Source organism: Flavobacterium sp. GL_143, from assembly GCF_057834355.1.
In genome coordinates this window covers 2,969,867-2,996,078 of the sequence record NZ_CM174401.1, presented here as the reverse complement: position 1 = coordinate 2,996,078, position 26,212 = coordinate 2,969,867, and the positions used below count along the sequence as shown (strand labels likewise).

The following is a 26,212-nucleotide window of genomic DNA, read 5'->3' as shown; positions in this document are numbered from 1 at the left end:
CTGTAAGTCCAAAATTTTAAACAAATTTAACATTAACCAAAAAAAAACCAGACTAGCTATTTAATGCTACTCTGGTTTTTATAGTTATACTATTTTTCTAAATCCTCTTCTAACCACGCTTTCATCATCCAAATCGTTTTTTCTTGTTCTGAGATAAAATCACTCATCATAGAATTTGTTCCTTCATCATTGATTTCATCCGATTGTTTTAAAATTTCTCTTTCAATCTTCAGTAAATCAGTTAATGAACTTACAATTAAATGAACCGCTTTCTCATCATTCGAGATATTTTTTCCAACTACAATTTTATTATTTTTAATATAATCTTCGAAAGTGTGTAGTGGTGTACCTCCTATTGTAAGAACTCTTTCGGCGATTAAATCTATTTTTAATTGAGCGTCTGTATATAATTCTTCAAATTTTACATGCAAATCAAAAAAACGTTTTCCACGAATGTTCCAGTGAATTCCTCGCAAGTTTTGGTAATAAACCTGAAAATTTGATAGTAAGACATTCAATTCTTTTACAATTAATTCTGACTCTTTTACTGGTAATCCTAAAATATTAGTTTTCATACTTATTAATTTTTAATTCTATTAATTGTAAATTTAAAATAAGTTTTTCGAAAAAGCCATAAAAAAAAATTATATTTTATTATTTTTGTATCAGAAAATACTATTAAAAAAATGACGATAACTCAACTCCAATATGTTCTTGCTGTAGCTGAACACAAAAATTTTACCCTTGCTGCCGAAAAATGTTTTGTTACGCAGCCTACTCTTAGTATGCAAATACAAAAGATAGAAGAAGAACTTAGCATCTTGATATTCGACAGAAGCAAGAAACCAATACAACTAACAGAAATTGGTCAGAAAATTGTAAATCAGGCAAAGAATATTGTAAACGAAGCAGATAGAATAAAAGACATTGTAGAACAACAAAAAGGTTTTATTGGTGGCGAATTCAAACTAGGAATCATCCCAACAGTTATGCCAACTCTTTTGCCTATGTTCTTAAATAACTTCATCAAGAAATACCCAAAGGTTAAACTATTAATCGAGGAGCTTAATACTGATGAAATTATTACCAAATTAAAAAACGGACATCTTGATGCTGCAATTGCCGTAACACCATTAGAAGACGAAAAAATAAAAGAAATCGTTTTATACTTTGAGCCTTTTGTAGCTTATATACCAGAACAACATTCTATTTTCCAGAAAGAAGAAATCGAAGTATCAGATTTAAACATTAATGAAATCTTGCTTTTGCAAGACGGACATTGTTTTAGAGATGGTATTTTAAATCTTTGTAAAAATGGTAGTGATATAGAAAATAATGCTTTCCAGATACAAAGCGGAAGTTTTGAAACACTTATAAAATTAGCCGACGAAGGCTTGGGCACAACTTTGTTGCCTTATTTACATACATTAGATTTAAAAGAAACAGACAAATTAAAGCTTCGTCACTTTAAGGAACCTAAACCTGCCAGAGAGGTAAGTTTAATTTACCCAAAAAGCGAATTAAAAATTCAAATCATCGATGCCTTACGAAACACAATTGCTGGTGTTGTAAAAGGAGCTATTGTTTTTCAAAACGTTCAGATAATAAGTCCAATTCAAAAGAAATAAAAAAGGAACCAATTGGTTCCTTTTTTGTTTATCTATACTTTAGCTATTAGTAGACATTCTTTTAATTCGGGTTTTCCGATTGTAAAATTCAATAACCACTCTTGCAATTGTTCCATTTCGTATGGTAATAGTGTTTTGATAGCTTTCTCTAATTCTTTTAAGAAAAGTACCGGGTCGAAACTTACTCTTTCAAGTATTGATTTCGTGTAATCAAACATCATTTTTGACATAATAAATTAAGATTATGGGGTTATCTCATTATTTTTTAACTCGATGTAAAAATAGGCATTTTACATACAACTACTCAGCTTTTAACTTATTTTTTTGTTTTATTTAGCACGAAAACGTTTTTTTAAATACAGATATAGCAATTTAAAATTAATCTAAATAGCGTGATTTACATCACTTTACGCGCTCTAAACATCTCTCTTTTTCCTGGAGGTCCAGCAAGTTTTTCAACAGTAAATCCTACCTCAATCATACTCCTTTTAACGACTCCTCTAGCGGCATAAGTTACAAGAACTCCATTAGGTTTTAAAGAATCATACATTCTTTTGAATATTTCGGTACTCCAAAGCTCTGGTTGCACCCGATATCCAAAAGCATCAAAATAAATCAAATCAAAAGTTTCGACATCATCAATTTCCTGAAAGAACTGTTTTCTCTTAGTTAATGTAAACGCATCACTAAGCTCGATTATTTCATCCCAATTGCTTTCATGCATTTTTTTGAATACCTCTTTATAATTATCCGCTCCCAATTCGGCAACATAATTCATCATAAGCACTTCATTTGCAGCAACAGGATAAGCTTCTACTCCAACATAATTTATGCTCTGCTTTTTTTCATTGGATTCTAAAAAAGTAATAAAAGCATTCAGCCCAGTTCCAAAACCTATTTCTAATATCGAAATAGGTTTATCCTCAAATAAAGAAAACCCATTTTGTATAAATACATGTTTAGTTTCCTGGATTGCTCCATGTTTAGAATGATAACACTCGTCCCATTCTTCCAAATGAATTGTAGTTGAGCCATCTAGGGTTTGAATTATTTCTCTTTTCACAATTTATAAATCAGATTAATGCTGTTTTTGTCTTATTTAGAAGTCAAATTTAATCAAAACAAATGCGTAAAGCCTTAAAAAACCATAGTTTTTTCATAAATTCTATATAAAAAGAAGCTCTTTATTTAACTTTTTTATAAAATAAATAAATCACAGCAAAACCCTATAATTAATATCTTTTTAGCATCCAAATTATATATTTTTACTTAATTTTGCAATTGTTAAAATTTATTTCACATCTATTCAGGGTTTTAGATTACAGTCTTAAAACAATGAATTTTAGTTCATAAAAACCATACTTTATCATGAGTACAACTCAAACAAACAAAATTGAAATCATCAAAGCAACTTCGTCAAAAATAAACGATGTAGACTTTGATAACTTAAGCTTTGGTGCTGTATTTACAGACCATTTATTCGAATGCGATTTTAAAAATGGAGAATGGCAAACACCGGTCATTAAGCCTTACGCTCCAATTTTAATGGATCCATCTTCAAAAGTCTTCCATTACGGACAAGCTATTTTTGAAGGAATGAAAGCTTACAAAGATGATAAAGACGCTATTTGGCTTTTTAGACCTGAAGAAAACCACAAACGTTTTAATGCTTCTGCAGTAAGAATGGCAATGCCAGAAATACCTGAAGCTATTTTTCTAGATGGCTTAAATGAGTTATTAAAATTAGACGCAGAATGGGTTAAAAGAGGAAACGGAAGCAGTATGTATATCCGTCCTTTTATGATTGCAACTGGCGCTGGAGTTGTTGCAAATCCTTCTGATGAATATAAATTCATGATTTTACTTTCACCTGCAAAATCATACTATGCCGGAGAAGTAAAAGTTATTATTGCTGAGCACTATAGTAGAGCTGCAAATGGTGGTATCGGAGCTGCAAAAGCTGCTGGTAACTACGGAGCACAGTTTTACCCAACAAATTTGGCAAATAAAGACGGATTCCAACAAGTAATCTGGACTGATGATGCAACACATACCAAACTTGAAGAAGCAGGTACAATGAACGTATTTTTCAGAATAAACGATACTTTATTAACTGCACCAACAAGTGAAAGAATCCTAGACGGAATTACTCGTAAAAGTTTATTAGCAATTGCAGAAAAAGAAGGCTTAAAAATTGAAGTTCGTTCTGTATTAGCTTCTGAATTAGTTGAAGCTGCTAAAGACGGATCATTAAAAGAAATTTTTGGTGCTGGTACTGCTGCAGTAATAAGCGTTATTAAAGGATTCTCATATAAAGATGAATATTTCGAATTACCTAAAGCAGATGATTCTTATGCTTCTCTTTTAAAAGAAAAATTAACTGGTATACAAAACAAACTAGCTGAAGATACTTTTGGCTGGACTGTTCAAGTAAAATAATTCCTTACATTATATAATTAAAGGCGATTTTCTTAACGAAAATCGCCTTTTTTATTAAACCAAACTAACCCAAACCAATGATAACCTATACGTTTAAAAAGAAAACAATACTTCTTTTAACTACAATTCTTGCCTGTATCAATCTGTATTCTCAAGATAATTATGCCTTCTTTGGATCGTATAATTGGGATAAAACCACCAATGGAATTTATGTATACCAACTAGACACCATAACTGGAAGATTAAAAAAAATTACTACTGTAAAAAACATTGCAAATCCTTCTTTTCTCACTGTATCTCCAAACGGGAAGTATGTATATGCTTGCACCGAAAGTAAAACACCAAATGCCGGAAGCGTAAGTAGTTTTGAATTTAATCCTGAAAAGAAAACGCTGTCTTTTATGAATAGTCAAAAAAGCGGAGGCGAAAACCCAGTTTATGTAACCGTGCATAAAAACGGGAAATGGCTTATTAATGGTAATTATACTGAAGGAAGTGTTTCAGTTTACCCAATTGCCGAAGATGGAAAAATAGAACCATTTGTACAGAACTTTCAATATATAGAAGGAAGCGTAGATCCCAAAAGACAAGATCGCTCGCACATTCATTCTACAGTATTCTCTCCTAATTATGATTATATCTTTTTACCAGATTTAGGCGCTGATAAAATACGCTGTTATCAATTTGACTCTAGTCAAAGTCAATCTTTACAAACTGCCGAAAACCCTTTTGCGAAAGCACCTCTAGAAAGTGGCCCAAGACATTTTACTTTTCATCCCAACGGAAAATTTGGATATTGTATCGAAGAACTTTCAGGAACTATTAGCGTGTATAAATACGAAAACGGAAAATTAGATTCTATCCAAAGAATAAACACACATCCTGAAACATTAAAAACTGGATTCGAAAGTTCAGATATTCATATTTCTCCTGACGGAAAATTTCTGTATGCGTCTAACAGAGGACAAGAAAACAATATTGCCATTTTCTCTATTGCCGAAGATGGAACATTGAAAACTATTGGTTATCAATCGACTTTAGGAGAACATCCCAGAATATTTGCATTGAATCCATCTGGAAGTTTTTTAATCGCAACAAATACTGGCAACGGAAATGTTATTGTATTTAAAAGAGATAAAGAAACTGGATTATTAAAAGAAACTGGCAAAAAGATTAAAATTAAAAATGTCTCCTGCGTACAAATAAAACAATACTAAAAAGCAGAATGTATTTAATATAAAACACGAATTTTACTAATTTACACCAATTAAAAGAGGTTTATTTAAACAGCTCAAGTTAGTGCTAATTCGTAAAATTCGTGTTAACCTTATTCACCACAAAATGGTAGTTATTATTTTAAAATCTTAGAGAAATCTGGTTTAAAATAATTTGGACCTTTCATTACTTTTCCATCTTCACGATAAATCGGTTGTCCATCTTCCCCAAGTTTACTCATATTACTTTGCTGGATTTCATCAAAAACTGCTTCAATTTTATCCTGCAAACCGTGCTCGATAATTGTCCCGCATAAAATATACATCATATCTCCCAGCGCATCAGCAATCTCTACTAAATCATTATTTTTTACTGCTTCAAGATATTCTTCATTTTCTTCTTTCATCAAGTTGTAACGAAGTACATTTTTTATTTCTCCCAAATCGGCAATTGGCGATTCGCTATGTCCAATTTTAAAAGCAGTATGAAATTCTTTCACTGCATCAATTTGTTTTTGCATAATTATATTTGATTAAATGATATACCAAATTAACAACTATTCTTAAACTATTGCCTAAATTTGCCACAAAAAATTTAAACATATGTTTAGTCAGGGACAATTAATATTTGCATTGTGTTTTTTTATCGCTTTTGTTATCGCAATGATATTTGCCTACAGAAAAGATGTAGGTCTTCACAAAATATTCTACAAAGGAAATTATAAGGTTTTGCTAGTTTTTATAGCTTTTATAATCATTTTATTTCTGATAAAAATATTCTTCAAACGATAATTTATTTCATAAAAAATGCCCGCTAAACTAGCGGGCATTTTCATTATTAGTATCTATTACTTATTAGTTTTCTAAAGGTAAAAAACCAAAGTTTTTAGAATAATCCAGCATTTGTTCTGCAAATGTTTTAGGTTGTTTTACTTCTATCGAAATAATTTTTCCTTTAGCATCTACTTTTGGCTCAAGAATAGGATTTACAAATCCGCTGTAAGGCGCAGATGGAAATTGTTTATTACGCTCTAAAACCTCAGCATGTAATTTCTGATCTACTTTTACACCATAATTTTCTACCAAAGCTTTTCCTGCGTTGTAATCTCCTTCAGATTTTATACGTTGTACTTCACGTAATAACTGTCCGAATAAATCATGTAATTTATCATAATCAGTAATATTAAAATACGTTTTACCGTTACGAGTAATTTTCTCGATTACATTATCTTTCTTTCCTTTTTCAAAAACCCAAGCACTCACCCACTGACGGTTTCTCATGTGAGCTTCTTCGATATTAGCCCCTAAGTCTAAACGAACCAATTGCGTCATTAATCCGTTACGGATATAACTATCGTATGATTCCATTCCCACTTTTTTCCAATCATCAACCAATCCAAGTTCTTGTAATTTAGGATTGTATAAATAGTATAAACCAACTAAATCAGCTCTACCTTCTTCCAGAGTTGAAGCATAGCTTTTTAGCGTTTCTTTTGGAGTACCAACACCTTCATTAATTTGTCCTGAAGCGTGACCCACAACTTCGTGTAAAGCTGTATGTAACTTATCTCCTAGTTCACCATATTTTTTAGCCAAAGCAATTTCCTCTTCGTCATTAGCAAATTCTTGTAATTTACCACTTCCTGATGATTTAGAATAAGCATCGATAATATTGCCTAATGAAACTGATTTAGAACCGTGTTCTGCACGAATCCAGTCCGCATTAGGAAGATTCACTCCAATTGGTGTGCTTGGTGAAGCATCTCCAGACTCTCCTGCTACGATAACTGTTTTGTATGAAACCCCAACAACATTTTTCTTTTTATGTTCTGGCATTAACGGAGAATTATCTTCAAACCATTGTGCACTTTTTGATACTACTTCCATTTTGGCCGACATATCAAAATCTTTAATTTGCACAACACCTTCATAAGAACCTCTGTATCCTAATGGATCATTATATACTTCGATAAAACCACTTATGTAGTCAATATTTCCTTCGGTAGCATGCAACCAGGCAATATTATAATCATCCCAGGTTTTTAAACTTCCTGTTCTATAATACTCAATCAATAATCCTATTGCATCACCTTGTTTTTTATTTTCGGCAACCGTTTTGGCTTTTTCTAACCAAAAGATAATTTTGTCAATTGCAGCTCCATACATTCCACCGCTTTTCCAAACTTTTTCTTCTAATTGTCCTTTGGCATTTTTAACCAACTTAGAATTTAAACCATAAGAAACAGGTTTCTTAGGATCTGGGCTTGTTTGTTTTTTATAGAAATCTTCTGCTTCTTGTAATGTAATCCCCTTGTCATAAAAATTGATTGCAGAACCTGCTAACAATCCTTTAGACTCATCAAGGTTTACTTTTTTACTATCTTCATTATTAAATAAAATAGCAGTAACCTCAGGAGATAATTTAGTTTTTGTAGCTTTTAGCAAACCTGCAAAATATTCTTTTGAGAAATCAGGTTTAATTTTTTCGTTAGAATAATGATGATGAATACCATTAGAGAACCAAACACGTTTAAGGTAAATTTCGAAATTTTTCCAATCTGTGCTTTTTTTATCTCCTTTATAACTTACATAAATCTGCTCAAGAGCTTTTCTGATTTTTAAATTATTCTTGTAGTTCTGGTCCCACATTATATCACGACCAGCAGTTCCTGCCTGTGTAAGATAATATACTAATTCTTGTTCTTTGAGCGTTAAATTCTCCCAACCAGGTATTTGATAGCGCAATACTTTAATGTCGGCAAATTGCTCTACTGTAAAATCAAAAGTTTTCTCATTATTTGTTTTCGATACAGTTGTGTTAGCAACCTGAGCGTTGCAAAGAACTGAAACTCCAACAGTCATAAAAAATCCTGCAGCTTTGAGTAATTTCATTATTAATGATATTTAGTTTATAAAAAAATTATTATCTACCAAAGATACGTTTTCTTTAAAAAAAACATAAAAAACAACGTTAATATTACCTCAGGGCTATTTTTAAAAGCCAAATTTCTTTATCTTGCTCTTACCTTTTTTCTTGCAAAACTTTTTTTATAAAACTACACGAAAAGTGGAAAAATTAACAAAAAAGGCCTAGTTTTGACTTTTTATTATCTCCTGTCGGATATTAATAAAATTTATAACTTTACATCAGAAAACAACCGAGATACTATGAGAATTTTAAAATATATATTCCTTTTATTACTATTAAGTTTTGTCTCATTAACTGTATTTGTTGCCACTCAAAAAGGTGATTTTACGGTAGAGAGAAGCAAGGTTATAAAGACACAACGTGTTTCTTTGTTCAACTTTGTAAACGATTATAGAAACTGGGAAGATTTTAGTTCTTGGGTTACTGAAGATCCTAGTATTCATGTTGTTTTCCCTGCAAAAACCTCTGGTGTAAACGCTTCTTTTTCCTGGACAGGAAATGATGGCAATGGAGATGTGAGAACTACTGCTGTAACTGATGCACAAAATATTACTCAGAAAATGAATTTTGATGGAACTCTGACTGATGTTTCATGGGTTTTTAAAGATACTCTTGGAGGAACAAAAGTTACCTGGAAATCTAAAGGAACAATGAGTTTTCTTTTCAAAATATATTCGGCACTTAATGGTGGAGCCGACAAAGTTATCGGTACTATGTACGAGAAAAGTTTGGCTAACTTAGATAAGATATTAGTTTATGAAACTAACACATTTGACGTAAAAGTAGATGGTGTTGTAAAAAAATTAGAGACATTTTATATCAACCAATCGTTTACTAGCGAAATTGGAAAAATTGCCAAAAATGTTAGAGTTGTTGTCCCTCAGTTAACTTCTTTTTGTGAAGCCAACGGCATAGAGACCAACGGAAAGCCTTTTGTAATATACCATAGTTATGACACCACAAGCGGATTAGCAAAAATATCTATTTGTGTTCCTATCAAAAAAGAAATCTTTACAAGCTCAGGAAGTGACATCTTAACTGGTAAATTAGAACCATTTGAAGCTGTAAAAACAACTTTAAAAGGAGACTACTCACATACTAAACAAGCGATAGAAAAATCGACAGCTTATATTAATAGCCAAAAAATATTCCCTGATCTTACTTGGTCACATCTTGAAATTTATACGATAAGTAAAGCTGAAATTGCAAATCCATCTAAGTGGGTAACAGAGCTTTATTACCCTATAAAACCAAAGGTAGTTCCTGTAGAGAGAACTGTTATTCGTACTCCGAAAGCAGAAGTAACTCCAACACATACTCCTGTACATACCCCTCCTCCTGCAAAAGAAGAGGAATCAGAATTTTAAAAAATCTGAAATGCAGATTAAACCTTTTCGGATAATGCTATTCTAACTTATATAAAAAGTAAAGTTGACAGACGAAAAGGTATTTATACAAGAGTTATTAAACCCGAAGACGCAAAATATTGCGTTTCAAAAACTTGTATCTACTTACCAAAAACCGTTGTACAATCATATTCGGAACATTGTTTTGAATCATGATGATGCACACGATGTTTTGCAAAATACATTTGTGAAAGTATTTCGATATCTCAATAAATTTAAAGGAGATAGCAAACTATTTTCATGGGTATATCGCATTGCAACCAATGAAGCTTTGACTTTTTTAAGTCAGAAAGCAAAACTAAGCGGAATAACCTCTGAAGCTTTACAAAATAAAACCATTGAGAATCTTGAAGCCGATGCTTTTTTTGACGGAAACGAAATTCAGTTGAAACTACAAAAAGCTATTGTTACGCTCCCAGAGAAACAACAGTTGGTTTTTAAAATGAAATATTTTGAAGAATTAAAATATGAAGAAATAGCCGAGATATTAGGCACTTCTGTTGGTGCATTAAAAGCATCGTATCATCATGCCGTAAAAAAAATCGAAGCTCATGTTACATCCAATTAAACCTTTTACAACTAATAAAGTCTTACATACATCATGAAAGCATTTAAATTAGATAACGAACCGAAAATTGAAACTGGATTTAAAACTCCAGAAGATTATTTTGAAAATTTCTCTGTAAGTTTACAGGAGAAGTTGCTACAAAATGAGCCTAAAACAATTTCTTTATTTGCAAGAAACAGAAAAACATTCATGGCTGTTGCTGCCGTACTTGTAATTGCATTAACGGTTCCTATAGTATATAAGTACACAACAAAATCTAAGGAACTTGACGAAGCTACTCTAGAAACGTACTTATCTTATCAATCAAATTTAAATCAGTACGATTTAATTCATGAGTTAGATACAAACGACATTAACAATTTAGATAAAAATATTGCTTTAGGTGATGATGCTATAGAAGATGTTCTGGCTTCGAATCCTAATATCGAACATCTTATTTTAGAATAAAAGAACAATTACATAAAAATGATGCAGATGAAAATCAAAAACATACTTCCGATATTACTATTCCTGATTACATTTCCTTTTTACGCTCAAAGCGAGAAAATGGACGAAAAAAGGGAGAAAATAAAAGCATATAAAGTTTCTTTCCTAACAACCGAATTAGAATTAACTTCGGCTGAGTCAGAAAAATTCTGGCCTATATATAACACTTATGATGATAAGCAATATGAATTAAGACATCAGAAGATGAAATCATATACCAGAAAATTAAGCGAAGAAACCTTAAAGAATATGTCTGAAAAGGAAGCTGCAGCTCTTCTTTCTCAAATGGAAAGTACCGATGAAGAATTATACCTTTTGCGCAAAAAATACATTGCAAGTTTAAAGAAAATACTTCCTGCGAAAAAAATCATAATCCTTCGAAAATCCGAAGATGATTTTAATCGCAAACTATTACACCAATATCGAGACAAAGCAGGTAAAAACTAAATCCTATTTAAAAATAACAACAGCCGAGAGCCCTTATAATAATTACTTTATTATCTAGGGCTCTTTTATTTTTTAAAGCGAATCTGAACCATTTTATTATGACCTGCAGCAATTGCTGTAGTTGAATTTATGAAACGAATGGTAAAAAAGCTTGAATCTGTCGATAATTGTTTCCATGTAGCGCCACCATCTGCCGAATAATGCAATCCTAAAGTCCCAACTACAACTATTTCTTTCCCTCCGCTTTTAGGTACATATTGCACACAAGATGCATAACCAAAACCTGAATTCTGAGCTATTAAATTCCAGGTTTTCCCACCATCTGTAGTAATTGCTTTATTATCTGAATTTTGTTCTGGAAATTCGTAATCACCACCAGCAATAATTCCGTTTTTAGAATCATAAAAGTCAGCCGTAAAAATTCCAGTCATTGTTTTTCCTTGTACAATAGGCGTTTCATAAACTTTCCATGTTTTCCCTTTATCAGATGAATGAAAAACCCTTGCCCTTTTCCCGCCAGAAACCAACCAGGCATCTTTACCTTTTATAACAATATTAGTATTGCTTGCTGCAAATGCTGCCTCTCCTTTTCCCATTGTTGGCAATTGATCCGAAAGTAATTTTACCCACGTATTACCTCCATCACGAGTTATTAATATCGAAAAACTATCTTCGGTAGGATCACCTACCGCAATTCCCTCGCTATCATTCCAGAATTGCATGCTATCATAAAACACTTTATCATTAATTTCTTTATAAACCAATTTTGTTTTTTTGGTTGCTTTAGAAACCTGATAAAGCAAAGCTGGATTTGCTACACTTAATAAATAAATATTTTTTGAAGTTTCAGCAATACTTCTAAACTCTAACTTTAAGGTATCCTTATAAATATGCTCTACATATTTTTCTTTATCCTTTAAATCGTAATATCCAAATCGCGAATTATCAGCTCCAAACCATATCTTATTTTTATCAATTACTAGCGCTCTAATACTTATTTTATCTTTAAACAGTGTATCGATTTCAATAGACTGAAAACCTTTGCTATTTGTTTTGTAATCTACTGTTTGACAATACATAGCGAAACTAAAAAAACTTAAAAAGAGTGCTAATTTTTTCATGGTATTTTAAATTATTTTATGCTAAAATACAATTATTTACATAAAATCAAAACGCAATATATTTTTTATGGCACAGTAATTGGATAATTCAAAATAACAATCTTAATACGATACGTCATGAAAACGAAAATACTTTTAATAAGCCTACTATCTTTAGGGTTTGCTACAATGCAAGCTCAAGCTGGAGCTACTGTATATGCTAAAAACTCTGATATTAGTGATAATTTAGATTTAAGAGCCGTAGCTTCTATTTTTGGGGAATCTGCAAATCTTCAGGATTTTGAAAGAAGATTAAATGAACCAAAATATCAAATATCAAATCTAGATTTAAACGATGATAATCAAGTTGATTATTTACGTGTAATCGAAAGTGTAGAAAACAGAACTCACGTAGTTATCATACAAGCTGTACTAGATCGTGATGTTTACCAAGATGTTGCAACAATTGATTTAGAGAGAGATTCTTTTAACAAAGTTCACATACAAGTTGTTGGAAACGATTTTATTTACGGTCCAAATTATATCTATGAGCCAGTTTATACTATTGCTCCTGTAATATATACATCATTTTGGGTAACTAACTATCGTCCTTATTATTCAAGCTGGACATGGAACTACTATCCAACTTATTATACTGCATGGAGACCTTACCCAGTTTATAGATATAGAAACAATGTTAATATTTGCATTAATGTAAACAATCATTACAACTATGTAAGTTCTAGAAGAAGTAATACAGCTGTTGTAATATATAACTCTAATCGTTCTTACGGATACGAAAGACGTAATCCTAACAATGGGTTTGCTCAACGTAATAGTAATGTAAGCAACAGATACGAGTTAGATCAAAGACGTGTTGCTAGTAGAGAAACAAACAGAAGAGGAAACACCTATTCTAACACTAACAGAACTACTGATAGAACTGCAACATCTAATAGAGATTATTCTCAAAACAGAACAAGTAGTACATCTAGAGATAACAGCTCTACAGCAAGACCAAGTCGTGATTATTCTCAAAACAGAACAAACTCAACAGGAACAACTGTAGATAGAACAAATACTACTAGAGATTACAATAGAGGAAATACCACTACTCCAAGAACAGAGACTACAAGAGATTATTCTCAAAACAGAACGAGTTCTACCGCAGTAACGCCTACCCCAAGAACACAAACTACTAGAGATTATACTCAAAACAGACCAAGTTCTACTACGGTAACGCCTACACAAAGAACAGAAACTGCAAGAGATTATACTCAAAATAGAGGAAGTGCTACAAGAGATTACTCCTCTCAAAGAACGGAATCATCAAGAGGGAATTCTGAAAGCAGAACTAGTTCAGCTAGGCAATCAAGTCCTCAAAGCTCTGGAAACGAAAGATCAAGTTCCGTTTCCAGAGGTGATTCAAGCCCAAGACAAAGTGGCTCTTCTGAAAGAAGTGGCAATAGAAGAGGCTAATTTTAATACACTTATCAGACGAAAATAAAAACACGATTTAACGATCGTGTTTTTTTTATCTTTATTCTTCATAATTTGATGTTAATTTGTTTTAAAACAGTAAATTTGACGCGACTTTTATAAAATTAAAAAATTAAATGAGCGCATCACACAAGAACTTACATAGTAAGTTAACGTTAGGAGGTTTGTTAATCACATTAGGTATTATTTATGGTGATATAGGAACCTCTCCTTTATATGTAATGAAAGCCATTCTTGGCAAACATATAATCGAAGCTGATATTGTTTTGGGTGGTATTTCATGTGTTTTCTGGACATTAACGCTCCAAACAACCATCAAATATGTGCTTATTACACTCAGTGCCGATAATCATGGCGAAGGAGGAATTTTTGCCTTATACGCACTGGTTAAAAAAACAAAGATTAAATGGTTGATTGTTCCCGCCATTATAGGGGGAAGTGCCTTACTCGCAGATGGTATTATTACACCGCCAATATCCGTTTCTTCGGCAATTGAAGGTATTAAAACCTATTATCCTAGTATAAATACTGTTCCTATTGTTATTGCAATCTTATTTGTTTTATTTGCGATTCAGCAATTCGGGACAAAATTAGTAGGTAAGTTTTTTGCTCCAATGATGCTTATCTGGTTTACCATGTTAGGTACTTTGGGTGTCATACAAATTGCACATCATCCAGAAGTTTTTAAAGCGATAAACCCTTACTACGCTTATCATTTATTATCAATCCATCCTGATGGCTTCTTCGTTTTAGGCTTTGTATTTTTATGTACAACCGGAGCCGAAGCTTTATACTCGGACATGGGACACTGCGGAAGAAAAAACATTCGCATAAGCTGGATATTTGTTAAGTCAACATTAGTATTAAACTATTTTGGACAAGCAGCTTATCTTATTCATCATGAAGGACGTACTTTACAAGAATTAGGAGGTAACGGAAATCCTTTTTACTTAATCATGGCAAGTTGGTTCCAACCAATTGGTATTGTTATCGCAACACTTGCTGCAGTAATTGCATCGCAAGCCCTTATTAGTGGTTCATTTACATTGATAAATGAAGCCATGCGATTAAATTTTTGGCCAAAAGTAAAAATAAAATATCCTACTGAATTAAAAGGTCAACTATACATCCCATCGATAAACTGGTTATTGTTTTTTGGTTGTGTGGGTATCGTATTGCACTTTGAAGAATCAGGAAAAATGGAACATGCTTATGGTCTTGCAATTATTTTGTGTATGATTATGACCACTATTTTACTTAATTTCTACTTGATTATGAAACGAGTAAAATTATATTTCATGGTTCCATTAATAACTATCTATCTAGCAATCGAGATTAGTTTCCTGATTGCCAATGTAACTAAGTTTGCCGAAGGTGGTTATGTAACATTAATTATTGCTGCAGTTCTTATCTCTATTATGACGATTTGGTTCCTGGCTAAGAAAATTAATAAAAACTATACTAAGGTTATCAAGATTGAAGATTATAAAAAGGTTTTGATGGAATTGAGCGAGGATTTATCTATTCCTAAATATGCAACACATTTGGTTTATATGACCAATGCTAGCCGTGTAGATGAATTGGAGGAAAAAGTAATTTATTCCATTTTGCAAAAGCGTCCAAAAAGAGCCGATATATATTGGTTTGTACACGTAAATATTTTAACTGAACCTTATAAAACTCAATATAAAGTAACCGAAATTGCAAAAGACGATATTTATAGAGTCGATTTTAATTTAGGATTTAGAGAACCTACCAAAATCAACTTAATGTTTAGAGAAGTTATTCGTGATATGGTAAAAAAAGGAGAAGTTGATATTACAAGCCGATACGAATCATTGAATAAGAATAATATTATTGGAGATTTCAAATTTGTGTTATCTGAGAAATTCCTTTCTAACGATAATGACTTAAGATGGCATGAAAATATTATCATGAATTCTTATTTCTTTATCAAGAAACTAAGTTTATCCGAAGAACGCGCTTTTGGTTTAGACAGCAGTTCTGTGAAAATAGAAAAATTCCCAATGGTGCTTCATGCTCCAGAAAACATAGGTTTAACAAGAGTTCATTAAGCCTTGATAAACATTTACAAAACACTCTTTTAATTCTTAAAAGAGTGTTTTTTTTTTGGTCGAAAAATATAAAAAGAACATTCAAAATTAAAAATTTAACTTTCAACCAATTAATAGTACCTTTGCAGCTCAATTATTTAAAATGAGATTACACAGAAATTTAGTTTATACGACCATCGATTCTTTAAACGCCATATTCAATGAAGGTGAATATGCTGATAAAGTGGTTGCAAGAGCATTAAAAAAAGACAAACGTTGGGGAAGTTCTGACAGGAAATTTGTCGCAGAAACGATATACGAAATAGTTCGTTGGAAAAGATTATACAGTGAAATTGCTGAAGTTAAAGAACCGTTTGACAGAGATAACCTTTGGAGAATGTTCTCAGTATGGGCAGTTTTAAGAGGTTACCCAATCCCTGATTGGCGCCAGTTGGAAGGAGTTCCTGAAAGAAAAATAAAAGGTCGTTTTGACGAGCTTTCTAAAACTAGAGCTATTAAAGAATCTATTCCAGACTGGATGGATGAATTAGGAGTTAAAGAATTAGGCGAGAAACTTTGGGCTACAGAAATTGCTGCTCAAAACCAACCGGCTAAAGTTATACTTAGAGTAAATACGCTAAAAACTACCAAAGAGCAGTTAAGAGCAATCTTAATGGATTTGAATATCGAAACCGAATTCTTAAAAAACCAACCAGATGCTTTGGTTTTAAAAGAAAGAGCAAATGTATTCTTAACAGATGCGTTTAAGCAAGGTTTCTTTGAAGTTCAAGATGCTAACTCGCAACTTGTTGCTGCGTTTCTTGATGTAAAACCAGGAATGCGTGTAGTTGATACTTGTGCTGGTGCTGGAGGAAAAACATTGCATATTGCTTCTTTGATGGAAAACAAAGGACAATTAATTGCAATGGATTTATACGAAAGTAAATTAAAGCAATTAAAATTAAGAGCGAAACGTAATGGTGCTTTTAATATCGAATACCGTATTATCGACACGACTAAGGTAATTAAGAAATTACACGAAAAAGCCGATAGAGTTTTAATCGATGCTCCATGTAGTGGCTTAGGTGTTTTAAAAAGAAACCCTGATGCTAAATGGAAATTAAAGCCTGAATTTATTGATAACATTCGTAAAGTTCAAGCCGAAGTTTTAGAGAACTACTCTAAGATTGTAAAACCAGGAGGAAAACTAGTTTATGCTACGTGTTCTATATTACCTTCTGAAAATCAAGAACAAGTAGAGAAATTCTTAAAAACAGAAATCGGTAAACAGTTTACTTTTGTAAAAGACCAAAAAATATTGGCTTCGGAGTCTGGATTTGATGGTTTTTATATGGCATTATTAGAGCGTAAAGATGCTCCAGTAGTAGCTTCATAAAACTACATTATACTTATAATTAAAAAAGGTTTAACATTGAATTCAATGTTAAACCTTTTTTTTATTCTGGTTTTAGAGAATCCAAAATATTACTTCCTCTAATAAGTATTTTAGGTTCAGTATTCTCTTTGATTTTTGTTAGAATACTAATAATATCTAAATCTGTGCCTTTCAAATTTTCAATTGTATCAGAACTAACTACATCAGTTTTAAATATATATTTTTCGTCAATTTTATAAGTTCCTACATCTTTAAGAATAACTTCTCCATTTAATACAAACAGAAACTTTTTACTTTTACTTTTCGTGAATTTATTTTTAATATCATTCAGAGTCATCAAATTAACATCTTTTGGATTTTTTGAAGTAATCATTATTCTCCCAATATAATTAACTGTTTCAATCGTGATTGTATCTTTTATAACATTAATATCTTTAATTTCGTTTACATCAAAATTTGCAATGGCGTTTTTGTGTACAAAATTTCCATCCAGAAAAAAGGCAAGTTCATTCGTTTGTGAATGCACTCCTGTAAACATAAATAGTGAGAACAAAACAAATAGTAATTTCATAATTATAATAGGTCGAGAATTAATTATTTAAATATACTATTATTTCTCTTACCCCAACCAACCATCGCGATCTAAACTGCGATATTGAATTGCTTCGGCAATATGAGAAGAAATAATATCTGGAGCTGCTTCTAAATCAGCAATAGTTCTGGCTACTTTCAAGATTCTATCGTAAGCCCTAGCCGAAAGATTAAGTCGTTCCATTGCCGTTTTTAATAATAACTTTGATTGTTCGTCAAGCGCACAAAACTCACGGATTTGTTTTGTATTCATTTGAGCATTATAATTTATATTCTCGAATGTTTCAAATCTTTTAGCTTGAATTTCGCACCCAGCCGTAACACGTTCGCGAATATGCACACTACTTTCGGCTTTATTATCATCCGCTAATTTTTCAAAAGGAACTGGCGTAACTTCTATATGAATATCTATTCTGTCTAATAAAGGCCCAGAAATCTTACTTAAATAACGTTGCATCTCGTGTGGAGATGATTTTTGTGGTGCATCAGGATCATTAAAAAATCCGCTTGGACTTGGGTTCATACTCGCCACAAGCATAAAAGAAGACGGGTATGTTACGGTAAACTTAGCTCGCGAAATTGTTACTTCTCTATCTTCCAAAGGTTGGCGCATCACTTCGAGTACATCTCTTTTAAACTCAGGTAATTCATCTAAGAATAATACCCCATTATGTGCCATCGAAATTTCTCCTGGTTGCGGATAACTCCCTCCTCCTACTAATGCCACGTTCGAAATTGTGTGATGCGGACTCCTGAAAGGCCTTTGATTCATTAACCCAACTTCTTTTAATTTTCCTGCAACACTATGAATTTTGGTCGTTTCTAATGCTTCTTTTAATGTCATTGGTGGCAAAATACTTGGTAATCGTTTGGCAAGCATTGTTTTTCCTGCTCCCGGAGGTCCAACCAGAATTATATTGTGTCCACCCGCAGCAGCAATTTCCATACAACGCTTGATACTCTCCTGCCCTCTTACATCCGAGAAATCAAATTCAGGAAAATCCAACGTTTTATAAAACTCAGCTCTAGTATCTATAACAGTAGTTTCTAACGTTCCTTTTCCTTCCAGAAAATCAATTACTTCTTGTACATTCTCAACTCCATATACATCTAAACCTGCTACAATTGCAGCTTCTTTTACATTTTGCTTTGGCAGAAAAAATCCTTTATATCCTTCTTCCTTTGCTTTTATAGCAATAGGCAAAGCGCCACGAATGGGCTGTAAGCTTCCATCAAGCGAAAGTTCTCCCATAATAATATACTTATCTAGTTCGGGAGCTTTTATTTGATCTGAAGCCACTAAAATACCAATTGCCAAAGTTAAGTCGTATGCCGAACCTTCCTTACGCAAATCGGCTGGCGCCATATTTATAGTTATTTTTTTTCCAGGCATTTTATAGCCGTTATTTTTTAGTGCTGCTGCAATCCTGAAACAACTTTCTTTGATGGCACTATCAGGTAAACCTACCAAATGATACCCAATTCCTGTATCCATATTTACCTCAACAGTAATAGTTGTAGCTTCTACACCAAAAACTGCACTTCCGTATACTTTAACTAACATATCTGCTTTTATTTATGAAAGTAAAAGTATTTAAATATAAATTGAAAAAGCGATATTTTGTAGTAAAAAAATTACTTTTTATTTAATTGCATAAATAGATGAATTAATTCAAAATAATTTGAACTTTTTGAAAAAGCTACTTAGATTTTAATTCTATGAATTCTAATTCTACCATATCATCTCAATAGAATTAATCCTATTTTCTAATGCATCATAAAGGTTTTCTTGAATTACCATTAACTCTTGGTAACCTGCATTACTATTATAATCTACCGTACGGCTACTAGCTTTAAGTAATTTCCTCAAAGCTTTTCTTTCCATCGCATTAAAATCATAAGCAGCTTTTAAATCTGCGATGCTTAAATCTTCCATTTTTACTATATTCATCTTGATTTTTTATTTATGGTTACGTAAATGTAAAATGAAATTATTCTTGTAGCATTCAACTTATTTTTTTTAACAGTATAATTTGTTGAATAATCCGTTCATAAAAAACTTTAACTTGTGAAAATTAAACCCATCAAAAATTATAATAGCGACTTCTTTGTAACATAAACAACTTTAGTATGACTACTATAAAAAGACAAAAGATGAATCGGTTATATAAAATACTTTTACTACTACTTGTTTCCATAAATATATGTTCTGCTCAAACAATTGAAAAAGCTTCTGATAATACTCCAAAAGTTATTGAATGTCCGCTTTTAAAACAAGATTTTGTGATTTTCAGGACTCAACTACAAAAATCATATCCTTCATTATATCGCTTTAACAGCAAAAAAAATATAGATCGATTATTTGATAATTATTTTTTATCTATAAATAAAAACACCACTCAAATTGATTTTTTAGCAGAGATAAAACTCGTATTGAGTTATTTACAAGACGGTCACTTTTATGCAGGAGCATCGCCAGAGTTGAAACAATATTTTGATGAAAACGCAAAAGTCTTTCCGCTACAAATCAGGTTTATAAACGATAATGCTTATGTTGTTTGTAGCAAAAAAGGAAGTCTATTACCCGAAACTGAAATTTTAAGCATAAACGGTATTAAAATAAACGAAATCAAGGAAAAGCTTTTTCAATATATTGTATCTGATGGTAAAATCGAAACCAAAAAATATGTGATACTAAATAATAATTTCTGGTTTTATTATCGATTAGTTTATGGCGAACAATCCGATTTTAAAATTGAATATAAGTCTAAGGATAACAAAATTAAAACGATTAATCTCAGTTCTGAACTATATAAAAATACCGAATGCAAAAATCAGAAACCTGATCCAGATAAATATTTATCAATCGATTATAAAAAAGATGGTATTGCTCTTCTCACTATCAAAACTTTTAATGGAGAAATATTCGACCAGACAAAAGAAAACTATATTCCGTTTTTAGAGCAAACATTCAAAGAAATAAAAGATAAGAAAATAGACAACCTAATAATCGATTTAAGAGGAAACGGTGGAGGAAGAGATACTTATGGTTCTTTATTATATTCTTACCTTACAAATACTCCATTTGAATATTATACTTCTCTAGAAAGTGCTTCGCAAAAATTAACCAAAAACGCCCTAAGTAGTTATAAACCGAAGGAAAACCCATCTGAAGATTACTTTAGAGGTAGAAATAATTTGGCCACCCAAAAACCAAGTCTGAATAATTTCGCAGGTAAAGTTTATATTTTGATTGATGGAATGAGTTTCTCGACAACAGCTGAGTTCTGTGCTATTGCAAAGAGTAACAATAGGGCCTTATTTATCGGGGAAGAAACTGGCGGTGGTTATTTCGGAAATACTTCAGGCAATGCTGTAGAATTGGTTTTGCCAAACACTCAAATTTATGTTTCGATACCTACAACCAAATATGTTTTATCAGTCAAAAAAGACAAATATAGTAACCGAGGCATTTTACCCGATTATAAAATAACTCCAACTATAAATGAGTACATTCAGGACAAAGATGTTCAGCTAGAATTTGCATTAAAACTTGCAAACCAAAAAACAAAAAAATAATTCAATCTAATTCCAAAACAAAAAAAGATGTCGAATAAAATCCTTGTTCTTTTACTACTTTCCATTCTTTCTATAAGTTCAACTTTTGCTCAGAAAGTCAAAAAATTAAAAAAGAATACTCCTGAATTGAAAAGTGAATTATATTACGAAATTAAAAAAGCCGATAGCACTTTATTTGCTGCCTTTAATAGATGCGATACTGTAGCTTACAAAAAGTTTTTTGTTGATGATTTAGAATTTTACCATGATCTTGGAGGTTTAACAACTTCTTTTAAAAGCGAATTAGCATCAATTAAGGAAATGTGTGCAAGAGGAAGCAACATTAGAAGAGAACTTATAGAAAGTAGCTTAGAAGTATATCCAATTAAAAATTATGGTGCAGTTGAAATAGCCGTTCATAATTTTTATCATACCAATAAAGGTGAAAAGGAAAAACCAAGCGGAACTTATAAATTTATTCATGTTTGGCAACATAAAGATGGAGAATGGAGAATCTCAAGGATCATTAGTTACGGACATGATAGCATGAAAAATGACTAGACCTAAATAGTTAACACGGTCCTATCGCTGATTTTAATAACTTTGTTATCATTACACAACTTAAAAAAAAACCGAGATGCAAACTGATAATTTATTAAAACAAATAGATTTCATTAAAGAGATTGATAAGGTAAAATACATTCAGCGCAAAACTAAATTATTCAATAGCGACAGAAATGAAAATGATGCTGAGCATAGCTGGCATTTGGCAATGATGACAATTGTACTAGCTGAGCATTCGAACGTACCTATAAATGTACTTAAAGTCCTTAAAATGGTTTTAATACACGACATTGTAGAGATTGATGCTGGTGATACTTTTATTTATGACACCACAAAAAGTCACGATAATACCGATGAGGAACGTATTGCTGCTGAACGAATTTTTGGGCTTTTGCCAAAAGAACAAGCTCAGGAGTTTATTGCAATTTGGGAAGAATTTGAGGCTGGTTTAACCAATGAAGCAAAATTTGCAAAATCGATGGACAGACTTGAACCTCTTTTGCAAAACACGTCTAATAATGGAGGAACCTGGAGAGAATTTAATGTAGATTACGAGAAAGTTCACGAAAAGAAAAAAGTTATTAAAGAAGGTTCTGATACAATCTGGAATTATGCCGAAAATTTAATTAACGAAAGTGTCCAAAAAGGAATTCTCACGAAGAAAAATAACTAAATAAACTTTATTTTATTTCTCGAATTTAAAAAAATTAAAAGGATTTCTTTACCATTAAGAGATTAAGAAAAATTAAGTATTGTTTTGATAAAGTTTAATGTTTTTTTAGCCACATATTAAAAAGATTAAAAGGATTCAAACTTTGCGACCTTTGCGAAAATCTTTGCGAACTCTGCGGTTAATTTACTGCCACAGATTAAAAGGATTAAAAAGATTTCAAAAATTTTGCGGTTATTTTACCACAACCCGAGCGAGACCGAACTGGCGAAGCAATTGCACAAATTTACACAAATAAAAAATCTCCTGAATCTGCGAGCTACTTTTTTTTGCCACAGATAAAAAGAATTCTTAAACTTTGCGGTCTTTGCGCAATCCTTTACCAACTCTGCGGTTAATTTAATGCCACAGATTAAAAGGATTCTAAACTTTGCGACCTTTGCGTAAATCTTTGCTTGCTTTGCGGTTAATTTTTCACGAACTCTGCGGTTAATTCCCTCTTACAGATTATATTTTTCACCCTCCAAAAACAACAAAATCGACCCGCTTACTATTTGTCCAAAACAAAATAAGCGGGTTCTTTTTGCCCATTTTCGGTTATTTTTCCTTAAATTGCGAAAATATCTATCACGTTTTCAGTCAAAAAAACGCATTTGCACATTTTATCAAATGCGATTTTACCAATCAGGGATCTGACTAAAAAACATACCAATTTGCAATTTATATTGCATCTTTTGCCTATCGAAAAAATTTCATAATCGGGCACAATAATCTAAAAAGAATAACAAAATGGAATTCAAAATAATTACTCCTGAACAAGGAGAGGATAAAACATTTACTAATGAAATAATCGCTAAATTTCTTCATACTCATCTGGAACAATATGGCGATACAATCGAAGATATATTAAAAGCTATCGCATATGTAATGAACCCTGCAAAAGGCGGAAAAATTGTTCTTGCAATAGAAGAAGAAAACATTGTAGGTGCTTGTGTCCTAAACCATACAGGAATGAAAGATTATATTCCCGAAAATATATTGGTATATATAGCAGTCGACAAAAGCCAAAGAGGAAAAGGCTACGGAAAGAAATTAATGCAAAAAGTAATTGATACTGCCGAAGGAAATATTGCATTGCATGTTGAGCCAGATAATCCAGCTAAAATTTTATACGAGAAACTAGGCTTTACAAATAAATACCTAGAAATGCGTTTAATTAAATAAACCTCAACTAGTATTTCAATTTAAAAAAAGAAAAGAACGCAATGGCATTCATCAAATTATACCGCAAAAAACTAGAAGAGAATTATACTTTTCTGAACAACATTTTTATTTCCAAAAATATTAAGTGGGGTGTTGTATCTAAGCTTTTATGCGGTAATAAAATATATCTTAAAGAAATAATTGCTTTGGGTGTTACCGAAATTCATGATTCGAGAGTTAGTAATCTAAGAAAAATTAAATCATTAGACCCAAATATTCAAACCGTATATATTAAACCTCCTGCAAAGCGAAGTATTGCAAGCATTGTAAAATATGCCGATGTTAGTTTTAACACTGAGATTTATACGATACAAATGCTTTCTAACGAAGCGCAGAAACAAAATAAAACCCATAAAATCATTATTATGATTGAAATGGGTGATTTACGCGAGGGCGTAATGGGCGAAGATTTAGTTGAATTTTATGGGCAAGTTTTTAGCCTGCCTAATATTGAAGTTCTTGGTATTGGTACAAACCTTAATTGCTTGAGTGGCGTAATGCCTACTCAGGATAAACTAATTCAGTTAAGTTTATACAAACAACTTATCGAAGCAAAATTTAATATTAGTATTCCGTGGGTTTCTGGCGGAACTTCAGTTGCCTTGCCTTTAATCATAAAGAATGCAAGACCTATGGAGGTTAACCATTTTAGGATTGGTGAAGCATTATTCTTTGGGAAAGATTTATTTACTGGAGAAACTATTGAAGGAATGCACAACGATGTATTCAAACTTTATACGGAAATTATCGAAATAACCGAAAAACCAGATATCCCAACGGGGGAATTAGGCGAAAATGTAGCCGGAAATACTTTTTCTATGAATGATACCGAAGATTTTGGTGGCACTTCTTTACGTGCAATTCTGGATATTGGTTTACTCGATATGCAACCTCAATATTTAGAATCTGATGATGCCGAAATAAGCATTGTCGATGCCAGCTCGGATATGTTGGTAATTGATATTTCTAAGTCAAAAAAGAAATATAAAGTAGGCGACTTAGTATCGTTTAACATTAGGTACATGGGCGCTCTGTATCTTTTAAACTCCGATTATATCGAAAAAACTATAGAGTAGATAATTCTTTGTAAAATAATTATCTATAAAATTATATAATAGCAATCGCAATTTAATAATATTATAATGCTATCTGTAAATAACTCGATTCTATCAAATGGTGCAAAATATTCGTTAGTAAATACTTTTATTTACAATCTTATATAAAATATAATTTTAGCACAACAATATGAAAAACTTTGATACTGAAACAATCGATTTTATTGAGAACAACAATCTTATTGGAATAAAAGCGGGAAATGAAAGACCAAACTTTCTTAATATTTGGATGGTTACCATTGATAATAGAATATTTGCAAGATCATGGGGTTTTGCTGAAAGAAGTTGGTACAATACATTCCTAAAAGATGCTGATGGAGAAATAAAATGTGGAGAAAGAGTTATTAAAATATCTGCTATTATACCAAAAGATATCGCCTTACTCAACAAAAAAATAAACGAAGCCTACTTAAAAAAGTACGATTCAGGTGATAATTCTTTTTACGCTCACGGAATAATTAAAGAGGAACATATTGCAAAAACTATGGAATTTATAGTTTTGTAAATATCAATTATGAGTATAATAATGAATACTATCTAATTAAAATAAATAAAAAACGAGATGATTACCATCTCGTTTTTTATTTATTTCTGCCCCAGTATCCCTATTTTGCAGCCCAGATTTCGATTTCTAATTTAATCTCTGGTAATCCCAAAGCTGTAATATATCCAACAGTCATTGACGGATATACTTCTCCAAAAAATGCATTCCATACAGCATAAAAAGCATCCCAATCTATTTCTTGAGTTGCCCAGATATTTACCTTGATAACATCATTGGCTACCAATTCCTGACTTTCCAAAACAGCTTTTATATTCTGAAAAGTATTAACTACTTGTTCGTTAAAATTATCTGGCAAATCTCCTTCTTTACTTGTACCTATCTGACCAGAAAAAGTATAAATATCTGCATTACCTGATATTTTCGTAACATGAGAATAATTACCAACTGGAGCTGATAATGTACTTGGATTTGACCTTGTTACTGCTTTTATCTTATTGTTTTCACTCATTTTTGTTTCTAATAATGATTAAATTTTGACAATTTTGTTTCTCAAATAATTTCGAGCTTAACAAATTTAAAAGATGCAATTATAAATCTACTTCCCATTTTGAAATATTTAACTAGTTACATTGCCATAAAAATCAATACTTCGCATTGATTCATCACTAATAAAAAAGTCCTATTCTTTATTATAACTTCAATTATGTTTAAAAAAACAGAGTAACTTATTATTTATAAATGATTTACAATAAAATTATATATTAGCATGTATATTTCCG

The 26,212-nt window shown here is 31.7% G+C and carries 27 protein-coding genes; 17 read left to right on the top strand and 10 right to left on the bottom strand.

Translation table 11 applies throughout. The annotated features are described in order from the left end of the window. Window positions 1-89: 89 nt before the first annotated feature. Entirely contained in the window at window positions 90-575 is a 486-nt protein-coding gene (locus AC3IPI_RS12995) for a Dps family protein (protein ID WP_489153159.1), read from the bottom strand. A gap of 111 nt (window positions 576-686) precedes the next feature. On the opposite strand from AC3IPI_RS12995, the gene AC3IPI_RS12990 reads away from it, so the two are divergent. Beyond that, a complete protein-coding gene (locus AC3IPI_RS12990; protein ID WP_039113929.1) occupies window positions 687-1,628 on the top strand; it encodes a LysR substrate-binding domain-containing protein in 942 nt (313 codons plus the stop codon). Window positions 1,629-1,660: 32 nt separating this feature from the next. Here AC3IPI_RS12990 and AC3IPI_RS12985 read toward each other — a convergent pair whose 3' ends face one another. Then, window positions 1,661-1,858, bottom strand: a complete 198-nt coding sequence (locus AC3IPI_RS12985; RefSeq protein WP_039113928.1) for a hypothetical protein — start codon at window positions 1,856-1,858, stop codon at window positions 1,661-1,663. A 167-nt stretch (window positions 1,859-2,025) separates the two neighbouring features. Continuing rightward, a complete protein-coding gene (gene mnmC2, locus AC3IPI_RS12980; RefSeq protein ID WP_489153156.1) occupies window positions 2,026-2,691 on the bottom strand; it encodes a tRNA (5-methylaminomethyl-2-thiouridine)(34)-methyltransferase MnmC2 in 666 nt (221 codons plus the stop codon). Between the two features lie 305 nt (window positions 2,692-2,996). Between mnmC2 and AC3IPI_RS12975 the strand changes: the two genes are divergently transcribed. Beyond that, window positions 2,997-4,067 (top strand): branched-chain amino acid aminotransferase, encoded by a 1,071-nt coding sequence (locus AC3IPI_RS12975; protein WP_039113926.1) that lies wholly within the window; start codon window positions 2,997-2,999, stop codon window positions 4,065-4,067. A gap of 77 nt (window positions 4,068-4,144) precedes the next feature. Then, the gene (locus AC3IPI_RS12970; protein WP_489153154.1) at window positions 4,145-5,284 is read left to right on the top strand and encodes a lactonase family protein; all 1,140 of its coding nucleotides are present in this window, start codon (window positions 4,145-4,147) and stop codon (window positions 5,282-5,284) included. Window positions 5,285-5,418: 134 nt separating this feature from the next. Here the strand turns inward: AC3IPI_RS12970 and AC3IPI_RS12965 are convergent, their stop codons facing one another. Beyond that, entirely contained in the window at window positions 5,419-5,802 is a 384-nt protein-coding gene (locus tag AC3IPI_RS12965; protein ID WP_039113924.1) for a pyrophosphohydrolase domain-containing protein, read from the bottom strand. 82 nt (window positions 5,803-5,884) lie between these two features. On the opposite strand from AC3IPI_RS12965, the gene AC3IPI_RS12960 reads away from it, so the two are divergent. Then, window positions 5,885-6,073: a hypothetical protein gene (locus AC3IPI_RS12960; RefSeq protein WP_035624553.1), complete on the top strand. Its 189-nt coding sequence runs from the start codon at window positions 5,885-5,887 to the stop codon at window positions 6,071-6,073. 63 nt (window positions 6,074-6,136) lie between these two features. On the opposite strand, the gene AC3IPI_RS12955 is transcribed toward AC3IPI_RS12960, so the two are convergent. Next, window positions 6,137-8,173 carry a dipeptidyl-peptidase 3 family protein gene (locus tag AC3IPI_RS12955; protein ID WP_489153151.1) on the bottom strand — a complete coding sequence of 679 codons (2,037 nt, stop codon included), beginning with the start codon at window positions 8,171-8,173 and terminating at the stop codon, window positions 6,137-6,139. A 276-nt stretch (window positions 8,174-8,449) separates the two neighbouring features. On the opposite strand from AC3IPI_RS12955, the gene AC3IPI_RS12950 reads away from it, so the two are divergent. The 4 genes from AC3IPI_RS12950 (at window position 8,450) to AC3IPI_RS12935 (ending at window position 11,117) form a co-directional block, all read left to right on the top strand. Further along, complete coding sequence (locus AC3IPI_RS12950; protein ID WP_489153149.1) at window positions 8,450-9,577, top strand: SRPBCC family protein; 1,128 nt, start codon at window positions 8,450-8,452, stop codon at window positions 9,575-9,577. A 64-nt stretch (window positions 9,578-9,641) separates the two neighbouring features. Continuing rightward, window positions 9,642-10,184 (top strand): RNA polymerase sigma factor, encoded by a 543-nt coding sequence (locus AC3IPI_RS12945; RefSeq protein ID WP_039118962.1) that lies wholly within the window; start codon window positions 9,642-9,644, stop codon window positions 10,182-10,184. Between the two features lie 33 nt (window positions 10,185-10,217). Then, the gene (locus AC3IPI_RS12940) at window positions 10,218-10,631 is read left to right on the top strand and encodes a hypothetical protein (protein WP_489153146.1); all 414 of its coding nucleotides are present in this window, start codon (window positions 10,218-10,220) and stop codon (window positions 10,629-10,631) included. A gap of 27 nt (window positions 10,632-10,658) precedes the next feature. Further along, the gene (locus AC3IPI_RS12935; RefSeq protein ID WP_039113993.1) at window positions 10,659-11,117 is read left to right on the top strand and encodes a hypothetical protein; all 459 of its coding nucleotides are present in this window, start codon (window positions 10,659-10,661) and stop codon (window positions 11,115-11,117) included. Between the two features lie 65 nt (window positions 11,118-11,182). Here the strand turns inward: AC3IPI_RS12935 and AC3IPI_RS12930 are convergent, their stop codons facing one another. Then, on the bottom strand, window positions 11,183-12,238 hold the full coding sequence (locus tag AC3IPI_RS12930; protein WP_489153144.1) for a WD40/YVTN/BNR-like repeat-containing protein: 1,056 nt from the start codon (window positions 12,236-12,238) through the stop codon (window positions 11,183-11,185). A 117-nt stretch (window positions 12,239-12,355) separates the two neighbouring features. On the opposite strand from AC3IPI_RS12930, the gene AC3IPI_RS12925 reads away from it, so the two are divergent. The 3 genes from AC3IPI_RS12925 to AC3IPI_RS12915 all read left to right on the top strand — a co-directional run bounded on the left by AC3IPI_RS12925 (window position 12,356) and on the right by AC3IPI_RS12915 (window position 17,167). Continuing rightward, window positions 12,356-13,696 carry a hypothetical protein gene (locus AC3IPI_RS12925; protein WP_489153142.1) on the top strand — a complete coding sequence of 447 codons (1,341 nt, stop codon included), beginning with the start codon at window positions 12,356-12,358 and terminating at the stop codon, window positions 13,694-13,696. Window positions 13,697-13,833: 137 nt separating this feature from the next. Then, entirely contained in the window at window positions 13,834-15,792 is a 1,959-nt protein-coding gene (locus AC3IPI_RS12920; RefSeq protein WP_323490653.1) for a KUP/HAK/KT family potassium transporter, read from the top strand. A gap of 142 nt (window positions 15,793-15,934) precedes the next feature. After that, window positions 15,935-17,167, top strand: coding sequence for an RsmB/NOP family class I SAM-dependent RNA methyltransferase (locus AC3IPI_RS12915; RefSeq protein WP_039113916.1), 1,233 nt, complete (start codon window positions 15,935-15,937; stop codon window positions 17,165-17,167). 61 nt (window positions 17,168-17,228) lie between these two features. Here AC3IPI_RS12915 and AC3IPI_RS12910 read toward each other — a convergent pair whose 3' ends face one another. The 3 genes from AC3IPI_RS12910 to AC3IPI_RS12900 all read right to left on the bottom strand — a co-directional run bounded on the left by AC3IPI_RS12910 (window position 17,229) and on the right by AC3IPI_RS12900 (window position 19,709). Beyond that, complete coding sequence (locus AC3IPI_RS12910) at window positions 17,229-17,738, bottom strand: hypothetical protein (protein ID WP_489153139.1); 510 nt, start codon at window positions 17,736-17,738, stop codon at window positions 17,229-17,231. A 48-nt stretch (window positions 17,739-17,786) separates the two neighbouring features. Next, window positions 17,787-19,322 carry a YifB family Mg chelatase-like AAA ATPase gene (locus tag AC3IPI_RS12905; protein ID WP_489153137.1) on the bottom strand — a complete coding sequence of 512 codons (1,536 nt, stop codon included), beginning with the start codon at window positions 19,320-19,322 and terminating at the stop codon, window positions 17,787-17,789. 168 nt (window positions 19,323-19,490) lie between these two features. Next, entirely contained in the window at window positions 19,491-19,709 is a 219-nt protein-coding gene (locus AC3IPI_RS12900; RefSeq protein WP_086894831.1) for a hypothetical protein, read from the bottom strand. Window positions 19,710-19,888: 179 nt separating this feature from the next. On the opposite strand from AC3IPI_RS12900, the gene AC3IPI_RS12895 reads away from it, so the two are divergent. The 6 genes from AC3IPI_RS12895 (at window position 19,889) to AC3IPI_RS12870 (ending at window position 25,433) form a co-directional block, all read left to right on the top strand. Further along, window positions 19,889-21,337: a S41 family peptidase gene (locus AC3IPI_RS12895; protein WP_489153135.1), complete on the top strand. Its 1,449-nt coding sequence runs from the start codon at window positions 19,889-19,891 to the stop codon at window positions 21,335-21,337. Window positions 21,338-21,364: 27 nt separating this feature from the next. Beyond that, window positions 21,365-21,877, top strand: coding sequence for a nuclear transport factor 2 family protein (locus AC3IPI_RS12890; RefSeq protein WP_489153133.1), 513 nt, complete (start codon window positions 21,365-21,367; stop codon window positions 21,875-21,877). A gap of 76 nt (window positions 21,878-21,953) precedes the next feature. Further along, the gene (locus AC3IPI_RS12885; protein WP_489153131.1) at window positions 21,954-22,553 is read left to right on the top strand and encodes an HD domain-containing protein; all 600 of its coding nucleotides are present in this window, start codon (window positions 21,954-21,956) and stop codon (window positions 22,551-22,553) included. Window positions 22,554-23,339: 786 nt separating this feature from the next. Further along, the gene (locus tag AC3IPI_RS12880) at window positions 23,340-23,774 is read left to right on the top strand and encodes a GNAT family N-acetyltransferase (RefSeq protein ID WP_323490645.1); all 435 of its coding nucleotides are present in this window, start codon (window positions 23,340-23,342) and stop codon (window positions 23,772-23,774) included. Window positions 23,775-23,815: 41 nt separating this feature from the next. Further along, window positions 23,816-24,889 carry an alanine/ornithine racemase family PLP-dependent enzyme gene (locus AC3IPI_RS12875; RefSeq protein WP_489153129.1) on the top strand — a complete coding sequence of 358 codons (1,074 nt, stop codon included), beginning with the start codon at window positions 23,816-23,818 and terminating at the stop codon, window positions 24,887-24,889. A gap of 169 nt (window positions 24,890-25,058) precedes the next feature. Then, window positions 25,059-25,433 (top strand): DUF2255 family protein, encoded by a 375-nt coding sequence (locus AC3IPI_RS12870; protein ID WP_489153127.1) that lies wholly within the window; start codon window positions 25,059-25,061, stop codon window positions 25,431-25,433. A gap of 100 nt (window positions 25,434-25,533) precedes the next feature. On the opposite strand, the gene AC3IPI_RS12865 is transcribed toward AC3IPI_RS12870, so the two are convergent. Continuing rightward, a complete protein-coding gene (locus AC3IPI_RS12865) occupies window positions 25,534-25,941 on the bottom strand; it encodes a RidA family protein (protein ID WP_489153125.1) in 408 nt (135 codons plus the stop codon). Between the last annotated feature and the right edge of the window lie 271 nt (window positions 25,942-26,212).

Coding starts and splice junctions, on each gene's coding strand:
- AC3IPI_RS12995 (WP_489153159.1), bottom strand. CDS start 575: ATGAAAACTAATATTTTAGGATTACCAGTAAAAGAGTCAGAATTAATT.
- AC3IPI_RS12990 (WP_039113929.1), top strand. CDS start 687: ATGACGATAACTCAACTCCAATATGTTCTTGCTGTAGCTGAACACAAA.
- AC3IPI_RS12985 (WP_039113928.1), bottom strand. CDS start 1,858: ATGTCAAAAATGATGTTTGATTACACGAAATCAATACTTGAAAGAGTA.
- AC3IPI_RS12975 (WP_039113926.1), top strand. CDS start 2,997: ATGAGTACAACTCAAACAAACAAAATTGAAATCATCAAAGCAACTTCG.
- AC3IPI_RS12970 (WP_489153154.1), top strand. CDS start 4,145: ATGATAACCTATACGTTTAAAAAGAAAACAATACTTCTTTTAACTACA.
- AC3IPI_RS12965 (WP_039113924.1), bottom strand. CDS start 5,802: ATGCAAAAACAAATTGATGCAGTGAAAGAATTTCATACTGCTTTTAAA.
- AC3IPI_RS12960 (WP_035624553.1), top strand. CDS start 5,885: ATGTTTAGTCAGGGACAATTAATATTTGCATTGTGTTTTTTTATCGCT.
- AC3IPI_RS12955 (WP_489153151.1), bottom strand. CDS start 8,173: ATGAAATTACTCAAAGCTGCAGGATTTTTTATGACTGTTGGAGTTTCA.
- AC3IPI_RS12950 (WP_489153149.1), top strand. CDS start 8,450: ATGAGAATTTTAAAATATATATTCCTTTTATTACTATTAAGTTTTGTC.
- AC3IPI_RS12940 (WP_489153146.1), top strand. CDS start 10,218: ATGAAAGCATTTAAATTAGATAACGAACCGAAAATTGAAACTGGATTT.
- AC3IPI_RS12935 (WP_039113993.1), top strand. CDS start 10,659: ATGAAAATCAAAAACATACTTCCGATATTACTATTCCTGATTACATTT.
- AC3IPI_RS12930 (WP_489153144.1), bottom strand. CDS start 12,238: ATGAAAAAATTAGCACTCTTTTTAAGTTTTTTTAGTTTCGCTATGTAT.
- AC3IPI_RS12925 (WP_489153142.1), top strand. CDS start 12,356: ATGAAAACGAAAATACTTTTAATAAGCCTACTATCTTTAGGGTTTGCT.
- AC3IPI_RS12920 (WP_323490653.1), top strand. CDS start 13,834: ATGAGCGCATCACACAAGAACTTACATAGTAAGTTAACGTTAGGAGGT.
- AC3IPI_RS12915 (WP_039113916.1), top strand. CDS start 15,935: ATGAGATTACACAGAAATTTAGTTTATACGACCATCGATTCTTTAAAC.
- AC3IPI_RS12910 (WP_489153139.1), bottom strand. CDS start 17,738: ATGAAATTACTATTTGTTTTGTTCTCACTATTTATGTTTACAGGAGTG.
- AC3IPI_RS12905 (WP_489153137.1), bottom strand. CDS start 19,322: ATGTTAGTTAAAGTATACGGAAGTGCAGTTTTTGGTGTAGAAGCTACA.
- AC3IPI_RS12900 (WP_086894831.1), bottom strand. CDS start 19,709: ATGAATATAGTAAAAATGGAAGATTTAAGCATCGCAGATTTAAAAGCT.
- AC3IPI_RS12895 (WP_489153135.1), top strand. CDS start 19,889: ATGACTACTATAAAAAGACAAAAGATGAATCGGTTATATAAAATACTT.
- AC3IPI_RS12890 (WP_489153133.1), top strand. CDS start 21,365: ATGTCGAATAAAATCCTTGTTCTTTTACTACTTTCCATTCTTTCTATA.
- AC3IPI_RS12885 (WP_489153131.1), top strand. CDS start 21,954: ATGCAAACTGATAATTTATTAAAACAAATAGATTTCATTAAAGAGATT.
- AC3IPI_RS12880 (WP_323490645.1), top strand. CDS start 23,340: ATGGAATTCAAAATAATTACTCCTGAACAAGGAGAGGATAAAACATTT.
- AC3IPI_RS12875 (WP_489153129.1), top strand. CDS start 23,816: ATGGCATTCATCAAATTATACCGCAAAAAACTAGAAGAGAATTATACT.
- AC3IPI_RS12870 (WP_489153127.1), top strand. CDS start 25,059: ATGAAAAACTTTGATACTGAAACAATCGATTTTATTGAGAACAACAAT.
- AC3IPI_RS12865 (WP_489153125.1), bottom strand. CDS start 25,941: ATGAGTGAAAACAATAAGATAAAAGCAGTAACAAGGTCAAATCCAAGT.